Here is a 15,986-nt window from a genome sequence, read left to right on the forward strand (position 1 = left end):
TAAGCAACAAGATTCCTTTAGAAACCGCCTCTAGAATGAATGATTTCGCCCGTTATCCATTGGGAATCGTCGCTTGCTAGAAAAGCGATCAGTTGGGCGGCGTCTTCCGGAAGTCCAATTCGGCCCATCGGGAATCGCGGCAGAAGCGCTTGTTTCACCTCTTCGGACATCCAGCCGGAATCGGTAGGACCGGGGTCGACCGCGTTGACCGTAATGTGAAGCGGTGCTAGCTCTGCGGCCAGGGATTCGGTAAACACGGAGATGGCCCCTTTTGTCGCGGCATAGGCAAGATTGCCTGGCATAGGCCCTTTCCCTTGGCCGGAAGTGAGGTTGATGATTCGTCCGCCGAGCACGCTATTGGAGGAACGAGCTTTTTTCTCGGCTTCGAGCATGCGGGCGAATTCGGCGGACAGCATGAAGGTCCCCCTAATGTTGACAGCACAATGAGCATCGATGAGAGACTCGGTTAATTGGCGGAAATCCGCATCGACACTATACGTCGCATTATTGACGAGGATCGTTGGAAGGCCAACCGATTTCCGGACCTCCTCCAACAAATACGACGCGGAACCAGGCACGGTGAGGTCCAAGCTCATGTGTGCCGCCTGAACATCCATTTTTCGAAGTTCGTCTGCGAACAAATCGGGCCAGTTCTTATCCGCATCGTTTGGATAAATTTCATTGTCATAGTCGTACAGGTGGGTAAAGAACAGGCTGGCTCCTTCGTTAGCCAATGCCCGGCAAATCGCAGCCCCAATGCCACCTGCACGGCTCGCACCTGTGACTATAGCAATTTTATTTTGTAATCTGGTCAATTTCTATACCTCCCGTTATGAGGAGACGAGAAAACCGTTCTTTGGATGGGGATGAGAAATCCCGCTGTTAAATAAAAAGCGGATACATCAAGTATCCGCGCAGCAGGTGGATCAAACGGTTGCCCGCATTCCTTGAAATGGTTGAAGATCGGCATGAGGAGCCGGAGCAATGGCCTCTGCCATTACCGGGTCATGCGATCGGATTCCATCAAACCATTACAAGGAAGGACACATAGGCTAACGATCCCCTTTCCTTCATCCCCATATTTTGTATTATCGAATAAATGGGGGATCAGTTCAAGAACGAATGTCTGTTACTGCTCACTCAACGTGTATTCCACTTTTCCGTTCTGACCTAAGAAGATCAAGGAATGATTGCAAATCGATCATCGGCAACATATAATGAATTATCATTCATTTAAAAAAGGCTGGTGATAAGATGCCGCGAACACAAGAGCAATACGGGCGATTACGTTCCATCACGAAAACCAAAATCCGTTCTGCTGGTTTGCAATTGTTCTCTCACAAGGGCTTGAGGGAGACAAGCGTCCAAGAAATAGCCACCTTAGCCGGCATCAGTACAGGATTGATGTATCGGCATTATAAATCGAAGGAGGATCTATTCCGCGATTTAGTCAATACGGCCATCCACGAGATGAAGACGATAGAAATATTGCTGGATGCAGATGAGCGCCCGTCCAGCATTTTTAAACAATTATCCGGCGCTATGATGCACGAAATGAATAGGAGTGATGAATCTGCGCAGTATCTGGTGTTAATTGCTCACTCCTTGCTGATGGGTGATTTGGACCCAGGAATGGCGGAAGCGTACAATTCCGGATTATTCGAACGAATGGCGAATCTGATTCAAAAGGGACAGTCAATGGGGGACATACGCCTCGGCGATCCGTTTCAAATGACCCTGTTGTTTTTCTCGATGATACAGGGGTTAGCCATAATGAAACTCTCGTTAAGAGATCGATTTGTATGCCCAAGTGCGGACATGCTGACCGCTTACTTGATCGAGGGTTCGCACTAGCCGGTGAAAACCAGTGTATGCGTCCGGAATTACAAATCCGGTGGGATGAGCCGGCTAGCTTTTTTCCCACTATTATTGAATGAATATTAATTCATCCAATATAGTATTAAATAAATTATTTTAAGGAGATGAAGCCATGACGAAAGAACCGTCCGATGAATCGTCACTTGCAAAAAGTTCGGATTCAGGGCCAGTCCAAATATCGGATAGGGCGATGGCGCCGGATTTGGCGAGAGGTGCTATGCTGCTGTTTATTGCATTGGCCAATTGTGCTGGATATCTCTTTGCCTCCGCTCCGGGTGTCGAGCTAGCCCCGCAGGGATCGGAGCGAATCTACAATGTCCTCTCGTTTATGTTTCTCCATGCAAGGACCTACCCCATGTTCGCCTTCATGTTCGGATATGGAATGATTCAACTTGCCATGCGTCAACAGGCAGCGGGAAAAAGCCCGCTTGAAGTGCGAGGGTTATTGCTGCGCCGAAATGGCTGGCTTCTCGTCTGCGGCTTGTTACATGGCGTATTGCTCTATTCAGGCGACATCCTCGGCGCATACGGCGTGGCAGGGCTGCTGTTCACCTTCCTGCTGCTGAATCGCAGTGATCGCATCTATCGATTGGTCTTCTGGTATTTGGGATTCATGATCGTCTATTGCCTGGTCTTGTTCGTATGGATTGCCGCTAATCTCGCCAACGGGTCTACAGAGACCGCTGTCATTGTCACAAGCCCATTTCCCTCGAACTTGTCGCTGACTTACGCCGCTTCCCTTGTAGAAAGGCTGAGAGAATGGCCGATGCATACGGTATTTATGTCCTCCTCTATTATCATTATCTGGTTCGGTGCCTGGTGTGCAAGACAGCGGATATTGGAGAACCCCGCAAACCATCTTCGGAAGCTGAGCTGGTGTTCCGCGATCGGGATCTTAGCGGCTGCAATTGGCGGTTTACCGATGGGGCTAGTGAATCTTGGTGTTCTTCACGCGGATGCGGATACCGCATCGATGATCAAAATGCTTTACGAAACGACCGGATTCTTCGGAGGGGTGGGCTATGTGTCCGTGTTCGGATTGCTCGCATATGCAGCAGCCCAATCCCCGGTATGGACTCAAATCCGGATCGTACGCGCCATTACGGCGCTTGGGCAGCGATCGTTAAGCGGTTATCTGTTTCAATCGCTCATATGGGTGGTCATCCTATCGCCGTTCGCTCTGAATTTAGGAGCACGATTCGAGCGCTTGACCTTTGTTGCGGCCGGAACCGCTGCCATCACTTGGCTCATTAGCGTAATACTGGCCTATTTTATGGATCGGCACGGGAAGCGGGGGTGGGCGGAAGTCCTGCTCCGGAAATTATCCTACGGACGGTTTTACCGAAAAGGCTAAGGTTGGGAACGTCACGAAGTTTTGTAGCGGCAAGTTTGTTTATATTCGATTTGCGCTTTGAGATGGTCTTGGGGAAAGGCTATGATTTAAGGAATCCAACAATAAACATGTTCAGAAAGAAGTGAGGAAATGATTGAGATTACGGTTGATCTGGTACGCCGCTTAATCGATAGCCAATTCCCACAATGGATGAGTCTAGAACTAAAGCCCGTAGAAAAAAGCGGCCACGATAACCGCACCTATCGGCTGGGCAGCGAGATGACCGTTCGTCTACCGAGTCATGAAAGATACGCCTCGGCTGTTGAGAAAGAGTTGACGTGGCTTCCTATTTTCAAGCCTCTTCTGTCTCTGCCTATACCGGTTCCCGTTGCAAAAGGAGAACCGACGGACGAATATCCTCTTCCCTGGTCGATCAACCGGTGGATTGACGGCGACACAGTCAGGCAAGACAACATACGCAATCCTAGCGAATTTGCCGAAGACCTCGCGAGGTTTTTGAAAGAGCTGGAGGCGATCGACGCGAGCCGCGGCATACCGGCAGGCGTCCAAAACTTTCATCGAGGGGGAAACCTTGCGGTTTACGATGGGGAAACAAGGTCTGCCATCGAAACTCTTTCCGGCCCATACGATCAAAAGCTGCTAACGGAAATATGGGAGATTTCCCTGGCGACAAGATACCAATCGGCGCCGGTATGGCTGCATGGTGACGTTGCAGTCGGCAATCTGCTTGTGAAGGATGGACGGCTGTGCGGCGTCATTGATTTCGGGACGATGGGGGTGGGCGATCCTTCAAGTGACCTTGTGATGGCCTGGAACTTTTTTGACGACGCAAACCGCCAACTATTCCTGAAGCTCATGAATTTTGATGAGAATACCGTTAATCGGGCACGCGGCTGGGCCCTATGGAAAGCACTCATCACTTACGCCGGGAATGAGAAGGGCTCGGTAGCTTCGACCTGGGGCAAGCATGCGATGGAAACCATCATCCGGGATTACCAACAGTTGTAAGCCCGCGAGCCTCCGATGCCCAAGCTAGAAGCCGTCTCTTCCAAAAGGATCCGCGGCTCTCCGATAGGCGTGGTCAGCTTAATGGTCTATCGGCGTGAATAAAGAGGGGCTGGCCCTAAACAAGTGTTTTTCTCCTTTCGGTAAGGTTCTCTGTGCTATCCGAAACGGCAAATTTAAAGGCCATCTTATGGAAGATGGCCTCATTGTGGATAGATAGACTTTACCGAACTCCTTGTTAGGCTAATGCTCTCTATTAAGCGATAGGATGCTTCACGGTTTTAATCGTTTAAGAATGGATGCCAATTTTTCGGCAAAAACAATCGGGTTCTCCACCGACTCTACATGTACATACATGAGGCGAGGGGAATCGAACAGCCAATGGTTGTGAACCGCCGATACTTTTAACCCTACTTTAACTGCTTCTTTGAGGAATTGTTGAACCTCCCGCTGCAACAAAGTAATTTCGCCAGTGTTAAGGGATTTCCCGTTCTTTAAGGACTGAATCACGATCTCATGCTCGGTATCGTATTTTTTTCCAAGTATCTTGGCATTGAGATTGCGTTTTACCGTGATTGAGCATTCGTCATTTTGGTGCTGCCCCGTCCCGCCAAGTATCTTGGCAAGGCGAAGACAAAGAGATTTAGTAACGGCCATTTATTAGTCCTCCCATCTTATCGAATACCATATGGTATTCAACAAAATGCAAGTGGACTGGCCTCCTATGGCAGACCAAAAGCACATAATTTTTCGACCGAAATCACAATGGGTAAAGATAGTATGATAAGGGAAGCACGGGAAGAAAATGCTTCACGGCCGCCAAAACTCGCGGGATCTCTTTAGCGCCGACTTCTCCGCCATACAACTCTTCCGGAATCTTGTTATAAAGCATACGAATGATGCTTCTCTCGGTCGACTGTTCACCTGTGACCCATTGACTGATTAGCCGGAAATCGGTGTTATCGGTTATTTGATCAATTCCGCCAATAAGACGTATCTGGGATAACTTGCGAATAATGGGGTCGGTAATCTGTCTTGCGATTGCATCTGCAAATGTGCCTCCTTGAATGACCTTATACGGTCGGTCAAAAAAAGGAGAAACCAGTTCATTCATCCATTCGGAAATACCCAACCGATTATGCATGCGTGCTAAGCCCTCATAAGCTTCACATAAGGCGTTCTCACGCGTTTTCCATGTTACGGCCGACTGAGCCTGCATCAGCATCGGCAGCAGCTCATCCGCGCAGTCCAGCTTCTTAAAATCAGTTCCAAACCATTTGGGATAGGGCGCATATTGACGTTCCATCAGGAAACAGAGATTCATCATATCCCTTACAAGTCTTGATCCAATGATAGAAGACCCAAATTCATCTCCCACATACCCAGCGCGCAGAACCAAATGTTCTTCTTGTCCGATCCTATTCCAAACAGAAGCCATCAGATATAACCATATATCATGTGGATAATACTTCAGCTGCTTGCGGATGGTCGTCAGATGCCCAAGATCGTCACGAAAGACCTCTCCACCAACGATTTCAGCCAAACTCTGCGATGGAAAAGCAAGCCAGACCAGCGGTTCAGGACTCTTAGTGAAATCGAATGAGAGTTTGGATTCAAGAAACGGAGCTAATGAAGTGATGACAGTTTGATTCAAATCTACGGGATATCCATAAAAATGCTCAGGACGATTGGTTTGCAGAGCTTGGCGAATCTCATTTACCAATTCCAGGTCGCCGGCCTGAAGAAAAATAACAACCCGCGGGCCCCAATCGTGATCCGTTGACATCTCGGTGTCGTATCCAAGCACTTCGCTTCCCGGACCAATCAGCGCCGATGAATAAGATAAGTTCGGGAAATGGATGGAAAGCAGCGGTTCAACAAACTCAAAATGAAACTTCTTGCATAGTTCTATTCCATGCATAAAGACCATAACACCACTCCATTTCTTTCCTATCCATCAGGAAAACCCTGCAAGATCCTCGGTCCCCCGTGTGTTTCCAAATATCGAATGGTCTCCTTATTTATAGGATTTTGTTCTTTTCCTCACTTGAAGTATTCTCGTACAACGATAGCAATCCTGCAAAATAGCTTAAAATCTGGAATAATTTAGGTGGATTTCCTCATAGAAAAACGTTATTGTTAATAGAGCAGATGTTCGTATTTGATCTGTGTTATTGGGATAAGCGAAAATGGGGATATACGTTTAGGCTCATATCATAAGGATTTGGGGAGGGTGTCTGCATGGTTAAGAATTCCGATTCCGTTTATAGAACAAACATTATAGGTGCGGGTGAGGCTGGTGTCGCCATCTCAGTCGACATGGAGAAGAGCGTTATTCATAAAACAAACAGCTTATTTTGGGATACAACAGGAAATGATCTTTTAGGCGCAACCTCACTTCCGCGTTATGGAGCATTTGTCACAGAAGAAAAATGCCAGCTTTTTGGCGATGTCTCAGGGAAAAAGATGCTGGAGATAGGCTGTGGAAGCGGTCAATCCTTGCAATATCTGGGGGAACGTAAAGCACTTGAACTATGGGGGATAGATCTATCAGAAAACCAAATCGAAAAGACAAGGCAGCTTCTGACGGATCGCGGTCTTTCGGCAAATTTAATCTGTTCTCCCATGGAAGAAGAATGTGGCCTGCCAGAAGATTATTTTGACTTTGTTTATTCGATTTATGCCATAGGTTGGACAACCGACCTTGAGCGTACGTTTGGCCGGATTGCTTGTTACCTTAAAAAAGACGGCTTCTTTATCTTCAGTTGGTCTCACCCTATACATAAATGTGTTGCAGCAGAAGAGAATAATAAACTTGTTTTTAAGAAGAATTATTTCGATGAGTCGTGGTATTCAGTATCTCTCGGCGAGAGTACGCTATCGTTATCGGATCGTAAGCTATCCACCTATGTGAATGCATTGGCAAAAGCGGGATTCGTCATTGAGCAGCTTGTTGAGGAATCGGATGAGGAACTAATGCAAGCGCGGAACAACGATTTTGCAAAAAAAGCTAGTATGCTTCCTGTAACTTTTGTAATCAAAGCAAGAAAATTATAGTTCCGAATTCGAGCAAGGTCGTCCGGCTCATCCGGGATGAGTCGGACGACCTGATGAAGCATAAAAAAACCGTCCTCTAGGGGGCCGGTAGTCGAGATGGCATAAGCTCTTTAAAATGGCTTCACGACCATAAGTACGGTTATGGCAATCATCAGCAGTTGGGCTGTTGACTCAAGCGGCACAATCTTTTTCATCGCCTGGGTGAACTCGGCAGGAACTTCATCCCCTTGGCTTTTGCTTTCTGATACGATCTGCATGATCGTTTTCATCCGTGGTTCGATCAATCCGCCGATCGTCACGACCATGAGCAGCGATAAAAGGATGGATAGATTCAGCCACATTTGGGATAACCCCATCTTAGTTATGAACATAAGCCAAATACCGGTAACAAGAAGTACGGCTCCGCCAATTTTCGGAAGGATGGCAAGCTTGGTCGTTATACGGAAAGCAAAGCGCAGTTGACTGGCGGTTCTGGCGGATCTCCGGATGACGGGGACCACGAAAGCGGTGCCGATTACGGCAATCGTAGCCAATATATGAAAAACGAGAAGCAATCCTAACAAACTGATCCTCTCCTTCCCTTCCTCAATACACCGGAATATCGCTTCGGTAGGCGAAACCGACCCGTTTCCTTGTAAACGGCCCTGCAAGCTCGATATGGTTCAGCATGCAATTCGCAACATCCTCATAAGCGACATCCAGCTCTTGAAGCCGGCTGAACAAGTAACCGGCAATCTCGGCCTCGGAAAGCTCCTTTATCGTTTCCGGAATGGACACGGGCAAGGTTTCCGTTGTCACATGCAAACGAACCGGCGCCGGATGCTCAATCGAATCCACCATCGTTCCCGGGCACATAGCGGACCAATCGAGCTGAGTCTGCCGCAGCCGTTCCAGATTCCGGTTATGATTTTGATACTCGGGTGGAAAGCCGGGTAAATCGTTACCAATGAGATCGGTATATGGAATATCCAGCAGGCCGGCACCTCCCATTACCCATACCCGCCCAGAGAAGCTGGACTGACGTTCACATTGGCTTACAATGTTATCGACGATCCGAACGAACTCTTCTCCCTGGCCTGTATGGCCGGCTGCAAGAATAGCTGCATCTTGTTTCGAGAGTGCCTCGTAGACGCTTACCGGGTCCATCATATCCCGCACGATCACGTTCACATGCTGTGCCAGATGCTCGCCTTGCTGTTCATAAAGCTTCTCGGGATTTCGCACAAATGCGGTCATTTCGTGTCCCATCTTAACCCCTTGCGTGAGCACTCTTCTTCCCGTATTTCCTGTAGCTCCAAAAACAATGATGTTCATCGACCTTTCCTCCTTCTAAATGGGTAACGCCTCGAATTGACTCAAGCTTAGCATCGCTCTAAAATCTTGTTAAGAACCCACTTTCATGTAGGGTACTTACTTTAAAGTAAGCATAGGCAGGAGGGATAGCATGTTTGTCCGCGCGGAGGCTGGGGTGGAAAGGAAATGCCCTATCGAGACCATGCTTCAAGTAGTAGGCGGCAAATGGAAGCCTTTGATCTTATGGCATTTGCTGGATGCCACCAAGAGGTTCAGCGAGTTGGAGAAGCTGATTCCCGAAGTAACCCAGAAGATGCTGGCGCAGCATCTTCGGGAATTGGAAAACGACAGGCTTGTGACACGTACGATTTTTCCTTCGGTACCTCCTAAAGTGGAATATTCGCTCAGTGAATATGGAAAGACGCTGATCCCGGTTTTGGAAGTCATGTGCGAGTGGGGCGAAAACCATAATGAGCTCAGCTTAAGGCCTTTGCCAGCCATAACCACCAATCCGGTGTAGGACTGCTAAATTCATAGCCATGCTTGCTATTCATACTCCGATTAGCTCAATCGCTAAATGTTATCGGCTTCAACTAAACGGCATTGAAAAGAATAGATTGCCTAGATCGAGATTTTTGGGTAAATTAAAAGGTAATATTCAAATGCAATGAAGAGACGAGTAAACATATGCAATGCTTTCACAGAGAGCTCCGTCTGCTGGGAAGGAGCAAAGCGTTCTTTGTTGAAAAAAGCCTCTGAGCAGCACATCGGAACCCGAAGCGGGGGATGGTGTGCCAGGCGCTCCTGTTACAGAGCTAGAGTATAACCATTGTGCATGGCCGCAATGACGTACTCGAAGAGGCCAATTTGGTGACAAATCGGCGAATCTGGGTGGTACCACGGGAAATTGAATCTCGTCCCTGAGACTAAGTCTTGGGGGTGGGATTTTTTTGTTTGTCCGAAGACGGGGTCAAGCCGAGTAAGGTAGAACATAGCAAAAAGCCCTGAATCAGCAGGAACAAGCTGGCATTCATCTATCATTATGATAAGGAGCTTAGAGAAATATGGCAAAAAAACTTAGAGCAGGTATTGTTGGAGGAACGGGGATGGTCGGTCAGCGATTCGTGCAGCTGCTCGACAATCACCCTTGGTTTGAAGTGACGGCCATCGCGGCCAGTCCCGGATCGGCAGGTAAGACATACGAAGAAGCCGTGCGCAATCGATGGAAAATGTCGAGTCCGATTCCCGAGCAGGTGAAGCACATCGTTGTGCAGGACGCGTCGAAGGTGGAAGAGGTTGCTTCAAACGTCGATTTCGTCTTCTGCGCTGTAGAAATGAAGAAAGAGGAGATCAAAGCTTTGGAGGAAGCCTATGCGAAGACGGGCACGCCGGTTGTATCCAACAACTCGGCGCATCGTTGGACTCCGGACGTACCGATGGTCATTCCTGAGATCAACCCCGATCATCTTGAAGTGATCGCGACTCAGCGCAAGCGGCTCGGCACTTCGACCGGATTTATTGCGGTCAAGCCGAACTGCTCGATTCAGAGCTACGTACCGGCGCTTCACGTCCTTCAAGCGTTTAAGCCTGCAAAGGTCGTTGTCTCTACCTATCAGGCCATCTCCGGAGCCGGCAAGAACTTTACAGACTGGCCGGAAATGCTTGATAATGTCATCCCTTACATCGGCGGCGAGGAAGAGAAAAGCGAGCAGGAGCCGTTACGTATTTGGGGCCGTGTGAAAAATGGCGAAATCGTCAAGGCAAGCGAACCGGTCATTACGTCGCAATGCATTCGTGTCCCCGTGACGGACGGCCACCTCGCGACGATCTTCGTCGCGTTCGACAACAAGCCGACAAAGGAGCAAATCATGGAGTCCTGGCAGCAGTACAGAGGTCGTCCACAGGAGCTCGGATTGCCGAACGCGCCGAAACAATTCATAACGTATTTCGAAGAAAACGACCGCCCGCAGACGAAGCTCGACCGCAACATTGAGAACGGCATGGGCGTATCCGTCGGACGGCTTCGCGAGGATACCCTGTACGACTACAAATTCATCGGCTTGTCGCACAACACCTTGCGTGGAGCGGCCGGAGGCGCTGTCCTCATTGCCGAGTTGCTGAAAGCGGAAGGTTATATTCAAGCCAAGTAATGGCGAGCAAACCCCTCTGTGCATAATAACGGATTTGCTTCAGAGGTGCTAATTTTATAACAACCTTTAAAATGGCGTGAAAAATTACAACCAATTTGCCACGCCATTTTTTTGTGGTATCAACTCAGCTTTAAGACTCCTCATTGCCATAGCCCGAAGCCTACACACATATTTTCGGCGCAAGGTTTGAATGGCCTTTCATTGGAAAGCTGAGCCTTATCCTACTGCTTTTTTGAAATAATAATGCTTACTCCCTAAGGGGGCTTCTTCCAAGACCGCCACTTCCGTATACCCGTTTTTCCGGTAAAAATCAGGCGCTTGAAAACTGAAGGTATTCAGCTTGATAAAGGTACAGCCTTTTTCTTTGGCGATTTCCTCAACCTGGGTTAACAGTCGTGAACCGTAACCCATTCCTCTCAATGATTCCTCTATCCATAGAATATCGACTTCAATCCAATCCCAGCAGAGAACGGCTAGTATTCCGCCAACAATCCGGCCATCCTCATCCTTGATGGCCAAATTAATTTCTTCATAACGGGAGCTTAGGGGATCTGGAACATGCATGGCGTTAAATTCAATCAATCTTCTCCTGATATACTGGCTCTCTTCTTTATTCCCAAAAGAAATAGTCATGTCAACAGCCATGGCAGCCTCCACAATTCTAAGTATTGGTTCGACTATCTATTCCATGACAGCAAGGAAATTCCTCCTGTTCCCCTATAGGTCAGGAGCTGCAATGAATGAGTCGTCAAGGAACCGCAGGATCGGCAGCAAACTCTTTCCAAGATCTGCCGCCGTCTTCGGTCCGCAGAAGAAAGCCGTCGCCACGGACCCAGCCGGTCCGGCTGTCCGTAAACGTTAATTCGTAGGCGTTGCGGAATTGGGGAGACGTATAGAGCATTTGCCAATCGCTTCCGCCGTTTGACGTTCCATACAAAGCTCCCGCTTCCGCATCGATCATCCAATAATGAGTCCGATCGGAAGCGGTACGCGGAGAAAACCCTTGGGGCGCGCTCCCGTCTTTCGATAGGACGGTAGGCGCCTCCGCTTGGTTGCGAACAGCATGCCAGACCGCACCGCCGTTTTCCGTCGTGAACCAGGCGACGCCTGCTTTTTCGTTCGACTTTGTTCGGTAGGCGATCGACAGCACGCCTTCCTTTCGCGCCTTTCCCCAAAACAGCGGAGAAAGGTCGGCGACGAACACAGAGTCCTTTAGCTCAGGAGGGAGCTCCAGTGCCAATCGCTTCCAAGAGGCGCCGCCGGTTGACGTCTCGTAGATCTCGGGCAAGGAGTCGGTGGAGTTAAAGAAGGTGATGAATCCGTACAGCCGGTCAGAAAACGACATCCCGGAAGGGGTCGAAGCAAGCGTGCCGTCGGGTGCGATTTTGCTCGCGTACTTCCAGGTCTGCCCGCCGTCGGTCGTCTGGTAGAAGGCGGTCTTTACCGGGCCGCCCGCCGGATCCGAGCCGAAGACAAAGAATCCGGTTTGCTCGTCAAGGAAGGAGAGATGGAAAGCCGTGTTGATCCCAGGTACGGTCCAGCTATCCTGTGTCGGAAGCGCGGCGGCGCTCCACGAACGGCCGCCGTCGGCCGTCCGATAGACGGTCCAGTTCGTATCCTCGCCGGCAGGGCGGACCACAAACCAAAGGACTTGCTCGTTATAGACGAACGGTACAAATCTGGAAGCATCGTAACCCGGAGGCGTCCGGCTAGTCCATGTTTGACCGGCGTCATCGGTGCGGCGTACGCTTGCTGCCCCGAACGACCAACCGTTGTTAGAGTCCGTCATGCGGATTAGAGAGGACGGTGTTTCTGCGATCGGACTGGAGGTAGACAATTGGCCAGGAGGGAGGGGGGAGGGGGAGGAGCCGCTTTCGGGCAGCAAGCTGGCGAGGACAACGGCCGTTCCCAGCACCGCTGCTGCCGCTCCGCCCGCATACCACTTGATTCGGGAGGACGCTTGCTTATTCGTTGTCATCCGGCGTTTGACACCGTCGGCAAGGCTGCCATCGAAGTGATTTCGCTTAAAGGGTTCTCTTCCCGCTTGTTCGTACCAATCCGGTTTCCTCATTGCCTCCCAGCCTCCTCGAGTTTTTTGTTTACTTTAGCGCGTGCACGGTGCAGACGGGATTTGACGGTTCCTTCCGAGATCCTCAGCACCCCGGCCATTTCCTGAATCGTCATGTCGTACCGGATGTCCAGCAGGAGAACCTCGCGAAACGGCAGAGACAACCCCAAGATGATCCGCCAAATCTCATTGGCCGCCTCTCGATCCAGGAACTCGGTTTCCGCCGACGCTCCCGTTTCCCGGCGCCTTACCCGGTCGAGAAGGGTTACCCGCCGAAGAAAGGCGGACTGCCGGTAATTATAAGACAGGTTACGGGTAATTTTGAGCAGCCATGTTTTCAAAGTGGACTCTCCGCGAAAGTCCTGAATGCTGCGGAACGCCCGCAAGAAGACCTCTTGGGAGAGATCATCCGCGGCATGCCGGTCTCGTGTCAAAAAATAGGCATAGTTCCAGACATCCTTTCCGAACGCCTGCATCATTCGATCCAGTTCGAAGGAATCCATGCCGGATGACAAGGATCGCAGATAGTCGTATTCCTCCACTAAGTTCCCCTCCTACAGAAACAGACCGTGCTCCCCCTGCCAAAGTTCCCGATGTGCATGTTCTCTATTTTCTGACCAATGGATGTGCTGCACAGCCCAAACACAGAAAAAGCGATGGAGGAGCCATCGCTTCGCATTTGTTCCTTAATGGACCCTAACGCCTGTTGGCGGCTGGGGAAGGGCGGGGGCGGCCGTCCTTGCTTATTGTCCGCTGCCTCAGCGGGGAGGATTCTTTTGTCGGCAGCCGTCTACTGTTCTCCTCGTCAGCCGTCTACCGTCACCATCTCCCGGTATTTGCCGGGCGTCATGCCGACCATTTTTTTGAATACCCGGATAAAGCCGATGTCGGTCGCGTACCCGACGTTTCGGGCAACCTGGAGCAGCGTCAGGCTGGGATCCGCGAGATAGCGCTTGGCTTCCTCCACGCGCTGTTCGACGATATAGTCGGTCAGATTGACGCCGTTCTGTTTCTTGAAGAAGGAGGAGACGTACTGCGGCGCCAGCTGAAAATGCTCCGCAATGGCCGTCAGGCCAAGTCCGTTGTCTCCGATATGGTCGCGGATATAGAGGCGAATGTCTTCGTTCAGCTGCTTGCTCTGCACGTCCCTCGCGCTGACGACGGTGCTGCAGAGGAGCCGGCACAGCTCCTTCATCCTGCGCAGAATGTCCTCGGCGGACGGTCCGTTCATGATCTGCTTGACCAGCTCATGACGTGCCGCCGCCTGGCTGTCGTCGATCTTCAGGGCGTTCATCACTTTGAGGATGGTGCTGAGCAGGTCGAAGAACAGGCATTTGCCCATCTCCGGCGTGAGCCCGCGGGAGACGACGTTTTCCTCATACAGGCTGTCGAGCAGCTCGGCTGCGCTGTCGTATTTGCCGGCCTTCAGGTACCCCATCAGCTGAAGCTCGGTCTCCATCGGATAATGGTAATAGGCGCCTTCTATCTCTTTCAGCTCGTCGTAGTAGATGCTGGAGTTGATGCCGTGAATGATCCGGTAATCGAGGGCACTGAGCGCTTCCCCGTAGCAGCGGGCAACCTCGGGAAGACCCTGGCGGATTGAGCTGGCGGCGATGGTCACCTTCATATGGAACCGCTTCTCCATCAGCTGCTTCAGCTCGTCGATCCGCCCGGCCCGGAGGCGCTTGGTCTCCTCGGACGGATCGGGGACGCTGAGCAGGATAGCGAGCCGATTGATGTCCGTCTCCACGACATAGCCGTCATCCCCGATCCATTCGCTGCTCAGATTCATGAGGATGAAGCGGACGAGCGCCCACTCCTCCTCGCTATCCTCTCGGACGAAGCCGCTGTAGTCGTCGACCTCGAGCAGCAGGACGCAGATATGGTCGTGCGGGAACCGGATGCCGATCGCGCCTGACGGCCCCCCGTTCAAGCCGCCGGGCTCGGTTTGGCCCTTGAGCAGACGGGTCAAGTAGTGCGCCTGCAGCACCGGCGTATGATTCTCCAGCTCGCGCCTCAGCTCCTTGCCCTCCGCGAGCGTCTCCTCGATGGAGGACCGGATGAAATCGTAGGCGTTAACAGTCGGGTTCGCGGCGCCTCTGCCGCTCCTCAGCGTCAGCACGATGTCGCGGATCGGGCTGTAGCTGCGGTAGGCCATCCAGAATGCGGCACCGGTGCCGCCGAGCAGCGCGGCGATCAGCAGCGTCAGTGCCCAGCCCTTCAGCTCGTTCACTCTCTTGAGCAGGACGTCCTTGGGAACGACGGACACGTACTTCCAGCCGCTCTCTCCGGTCGTATAGGAGAGCATGACGTCCTGGCCGTTCTCCTGATAGGTCTCGTAATGCTCGTTCTGTGTCAGGCTGTCGATCCAGTCGGCAGGCAGTGGACGACTGGCGGTCGACATGATGACCTGCTTGGCGTCATCCACGATGTACATCGCGCCGCTGCCGGCCCAGTCGATGGTTTCCAGCAGATGCAGAATCTGCTGCTCGCCGATCTGAATGATTAGAGTCGCCCGCACGTTGCTCTGCTCTCCGAGGGGGAGGGACACCGCGCAAGTAATGACTTTCTTCGGCGTCACGGTATCCAATATGGCGGTGGAGGGCCAAAACGTCTTGAAATGATAGCCCGTGAAAAAGTGCTGCTTTACCTGTTCGGGCGTCATGCCGCGGTAAGGGGCAATATAGGTAAAAAATGTGTTTGTATCCGTTTTCATATCCGGGGTAAGCAAAAGATCGCTCTGGTCCAGCCGGACGAAGAAGTTCTCGATCAGGCCGCTTGGATTGCGCATCGACTTGAGCTCCTTGACGGCTTCGGAATACAGCAGGTAGCGGTCGCCGTCGTCGATATTCCACAGCGTCTGCAGCTTGGGATGCGAGGAAATCTGCACCGCCAGACGGTCGACTTCCTTTAATTGATGATCCATGATCTGACGGACCTGCTCGAGCATCGCCAGATTGGAGCGGTTAGCGTTGTTCACCATCGCGGACTCCGCATTCGAATAGAGGAGCACCGAGATGGAGACGGGGATCAGAAGGATCAGGAGATAGGACAGCCAGAGGGTCAAAAATACGTTGTTCCGGCGACGTAGCATGCAAACCTTCACCCGTTCTGTCAATAGTTTAGTTCATCCGTCGTTGCTCCGAAAGGGATTCTCCAATGGAATGAGTTGGTGAAAGTG

The 15,986-nt window shown here is 51.0% G+C and carries 15 protein-coding genes and 1 other annotated feature; of the genes, 6 read left to right on the forward strand and 9 right to left on the reverse strand.

What is annotated here, in order from left to right:
- Window positions 1-17 precede the first annotated feature (17 nt).
- Window positions 18-815, reverse strand: a complete 798-nt coding sequence (locus KJS47_RS12565) for an SDR family oxidoreductase (RefSeq protein ID WP_213525390.1) — start codon at window positions 813-815, stop codon at window positions 18-20.
- Window positions 816-1,254: 439 nt separating this feature from the next.
- On the opposite strand from KJS47_RS12565, the gene KJS47_RS12570 reads away from it, so the two are divergent.
- The 3 genes from KJS47_RS12570 to KJS47_RS12580 all read left to right on the forward strand — a co-directional run bounded on the left by KJS47_RS12570 (window position 1,255) and on the right by KJS47_RS12580 (window position 4,240).
- The gene (locus tag KJS47_RS12570; protein WP_213525391.1) at window positions 1,255-1,854 is read left to right on the forward strand and encodes a TetR/AcrR family transcriptional regulator; all 600 of its coding nucleotides are present in this window, start codon (window positions 1,255-1,257) and stop codon (window positions 1,852-1,854) included.
- 136 nt (window positions 1,855-1,990) lie between these two features.
- Window positions 1,991-3,232, forward strand: a complete 1,242-nt coding sequence (locus tag KJS47_RS12575; RefSeq protein ID WP_213525392.1) for a DUF418 domain-containing protein — start codon at window positions 1,991-1,993, stop codon at window positions 3,230-3,232.
- Window positions 3,233-3,361: 129 nt separating this feature from the next.
- Window positions 3,362-4,240 carry an aminoglycoside phosphotransferase family protein gene (locus tag KJS47_RS12580; protein ID WP_213525393.1) on the forward strand — a complete coding sequence of 293 codons (879 nt, stop codon included), beginning with the start codon at window positions 3,362-3,364 and terminating at the stop codon, window positions 4,238-4,240.
- Window positions 4,241-4,510: 270 nt separating this feature from the next.
- On the opposite strand, the gene KJS47_RS12585 is transcribed toward KJS47_RS12580, so the two are convergent.
- Both KJS47_RS12585 and KJS47_RS12590 read right to left on the reverse strand, forming a co-directional pair.
- Entirely contained in the window at window positions 4,511-4,894 is a 384-nt protein-coding gene (locus tag KJS47_RS12585; protein ID WP_213525394.1) for a DUF1259 domain-containing protein, read from the reverse strand.
- Between the two features lie 103 nt (window positions 4,895-4,997).
- Window positions 4,998-6,167, reverse strand: a complete 1,170-nt coding sequence (locus KJS47_RS12590) for a DUF4037 domain-containing protein (RefSeq protein WP_213525395.1) — start codon at window positions 6,165-6,167, stop codon at window positions 4,998-5,000.
- 311 nt (window positions 6,168-6,478) lie between these two features.
- Between KJS47_RS12590 and KJS47_RS12595 the strand changes: the two genes are divergently transcribed.
- The gene (locus KJS47_RS12595) at window positions 6,479-7,294 is read left to right on the forward strand and encodes a class I SAM-dependent methyltransferase (RefSeq protein WP_213525396.1); all 816 of its coding nucleotides are present in this window, start codon (window positions 6,479-6,481) and stop codon (window positions 7,292-7,294) included.
- Window positions 7,295-7,404: 110 nt separating this feature from the next.
- Here the strand turns inward: KJS47_RS12595 and KJS47_RS12600 are convergent, their stop codons facing one another.
- Together KJS47_RS12600 and KJS47_RS12605 are read right to left on the reverse strand one after the other, a co-directional pair.
- Entirely contained in the window at window positions 7,405-7,863 is a 459-nt protein-coding gene (locus tag KJS47_RS12600; protein ID WP_213525852.1) for a DUF2269 family protein, read from the reverse strand.
- 16 nt (window positions 7,864-7,879) lie between these two features.
- Complete coding sequence (locus KJS47_RS12605; protein ID WP_213525397.1) at window positions 7,880-8,608, reverse strand: NAD(P)-dependent oxidoreductase; 729 nt, start codon at window positions 8,606-8,608, stop codon at window positions 7,880-7,882.
- Window positions 8,609-8,738: 130 nt separating this feature from the next.
- On the opposite strand from KJS47_RS12605, the gene KJS47_RS12610 reads away from it, so the two are divergent.
- Both KJS47_RS12610 and asd read left to right on the forward strand, forming a co-directional pair.
- Complete coding sequence (locus tag KJS47_RS12610) at window positions 8,739-9,107, forward strand: winged helix-turn-helix transcriptional regulator (RefSeq protein ID WP_213525398.1); 369 nt, start codon at window positions 8,739-8,741, stop codon at window positions 9,105-9,107.
- Window positions 9,108-9,245: 138 nt separating this feature from the next.
- Window positions 9,246-9,512, forward strand: a binding site (T-box leader).
- 139 nt (window positions 9,513-9,651) lie between these two features.
- Window positions 9,652-10,737, forward strand: a complete 1,086-nt coding sequence (gene asd, locus KJS47_RS12615) for an aspartate-semialdehyde dehydrogenase (RefSeq protein WP_213525399.1) — start codon at window positions 9,652-9,654, stop codon at window positions 10,735-10,737.
- A 216-nt stretch (window positions 10,738-10,953) separates the two neighbouring features.
- Here asd and KJS47_RS12620 read toward each other — a convergent pair whose 3' ends face one another.
- The 4 genes from KJS47_RS12620 to KJS47_RS12635 form a co-directional block, all read right to left on the reverse strand.
- Complete coding sequence (locus tag KJS47_RS12620; RefSeq protein WP_213525400.1) at window positions 10,954-11,382, reverse strand: GNAT family N-acetyltransferase; 429 nt, start codon at window positions 11,380-11,382, stop codon at window positions 10,954-10,956.
- A gap of 103 nt (window positions 11,383-11,485) precedes the next feature.
- A complete protein-coding gene (locus tag KJS47_RS12625; protein ID WP_213525401.1) occupies window positions 11,486-12,808 on the reverse strand; it encodes a WD40/YVTN/BNR-like repeat-containing protein in 1,323 nt (440 codons plus the stop codon).
- Window positions 12,805-13,347, reverse strand: coding sequence for an RNA polymerase sigma factor (locus KJS47_RS12630; protein WP_249716339.1), 543 nt, complete (start codon window positions 13,345-13,347; stop codon window positions 12,805-12,807). The genes KJS47_RS12625 and KJS47_RS12630 overlap by 4 nt, the downstream gene beginning before the upstream one ends.
- 263 nt (window positions 13,348-13,610) lie before the next feature.
- Complete coding sequence (locus KJS47_RS12635) at window positions 13,611-15,899, reverse strand: helix-turn-helix domain-containing protein (protein ID WP_213525402.1); 2,289 nt, start codon at window positions 15,897-15,899, stop codon at window positions 13,611-13,613.
- Between the last annotated feature and the right edge of the window lie 87 nt (window positions 15,900-15,986).

Origin of the sequence: Paenibacillus sp. J31TS4, assembly GCF_018403265.1 — a bacterium.
Classification (GTDB): Bacteria; Bacillota; Bacilli; order Paenibacillales; family NBRC-103111; genus J31TS4.

What these genes read in the sequence shown, in the direction of transcription:
- KJS47_RS12610 (WP_213525398.1), top strand. Translation starts at nt 8,739, where the DNA reads ATGTTTGTCCGCGCGGAGGCTGGGGTGGAAAGGAAATGCCCTATCGAG.
- KJS47_RS12620 (WP_213525400.1), bottom strand. Translation starts at nt 11,382, where the DNA reads ATGGCTGTTGACATGACTATTTCTTTTGGGAATAAAGAAGAGAGCCAG.
- asd (WP_213525399.1), top strand. Translation starts at nt 9,652, where the DNA reads ATGGCAAAAAAACTTAGAGCAGGTATTGTTGGAGGAACGGGGATGGTC.
- KJS47_RS12595 (WP_213525396.1), top strand. Translation starts at nt 6,479, where the DNA reads ATGGTTAAGAATTCCGATTCCGTTTATAGAACAAACATTATAGGTGCG.
- KJS47_RS12580 (WP_213525393.1), top strand. Translation starts at nt 3,362, where the DNA reads ATGATTGAGATTACGGTTGATCTGGTACGCCGCTTAATCGATAGCCAA.
- KJS47_RS12605 (WP_213525397.1), bottom strand. Translation starts at nt 8,608, where the DNA reads ATGAACATCATTGTTTTTGGAGCTACAGGAAATACGGGAAGAAGAGTG.
- KJS47_RS12575 (WP_213525392.1), top strand. Translation starts at nt 1,991, where the DNA reads ATGACGAAAGAACCGTCCGATGAATCGTCACTTGCAAAAAGTTCGGAT.
- KJS47_RS12635 (WP_213525402.1), bottom strand. Translation starts at nt 15,899, where the DNA reads ATGCTACGTCGCCGGAACAACGTATTTTTGACCCTCTGGCTGTCCTAT.
- KJS47_RS12625 (WP_213525401.1), bottom strand. Translation starts at nt 12,808, where the DNA reads ATGAGGAAACCGGATTGGTACGAACAAGCGGGAAGAGAACCCTTTAAG.
- KJS47_RS12590 (WP_213525395.1), bottom strand. Translation starts at nt 6,167, where the DNA reads ATGGTCTTTATGCATGGAATAGAACTATGCAAGAAGTTTCATTTTGAG.
- KJS47_RS12585 (WP_213525394.1), bottom strand. Translation starts at nt 4,894, where the DNA reads ATGGCCGTTACTAAATCTCTTTGTCTTCGCCTTGCCAAGATACTTGGC.
- KJS47_RS12570 (WP_213525391.1), top strand. Translation starts at nt 1,255, where the DNA reads ATGCCGCGAACACAAGAGCAATACGGGCGATTACGTTCCATCACGAAA.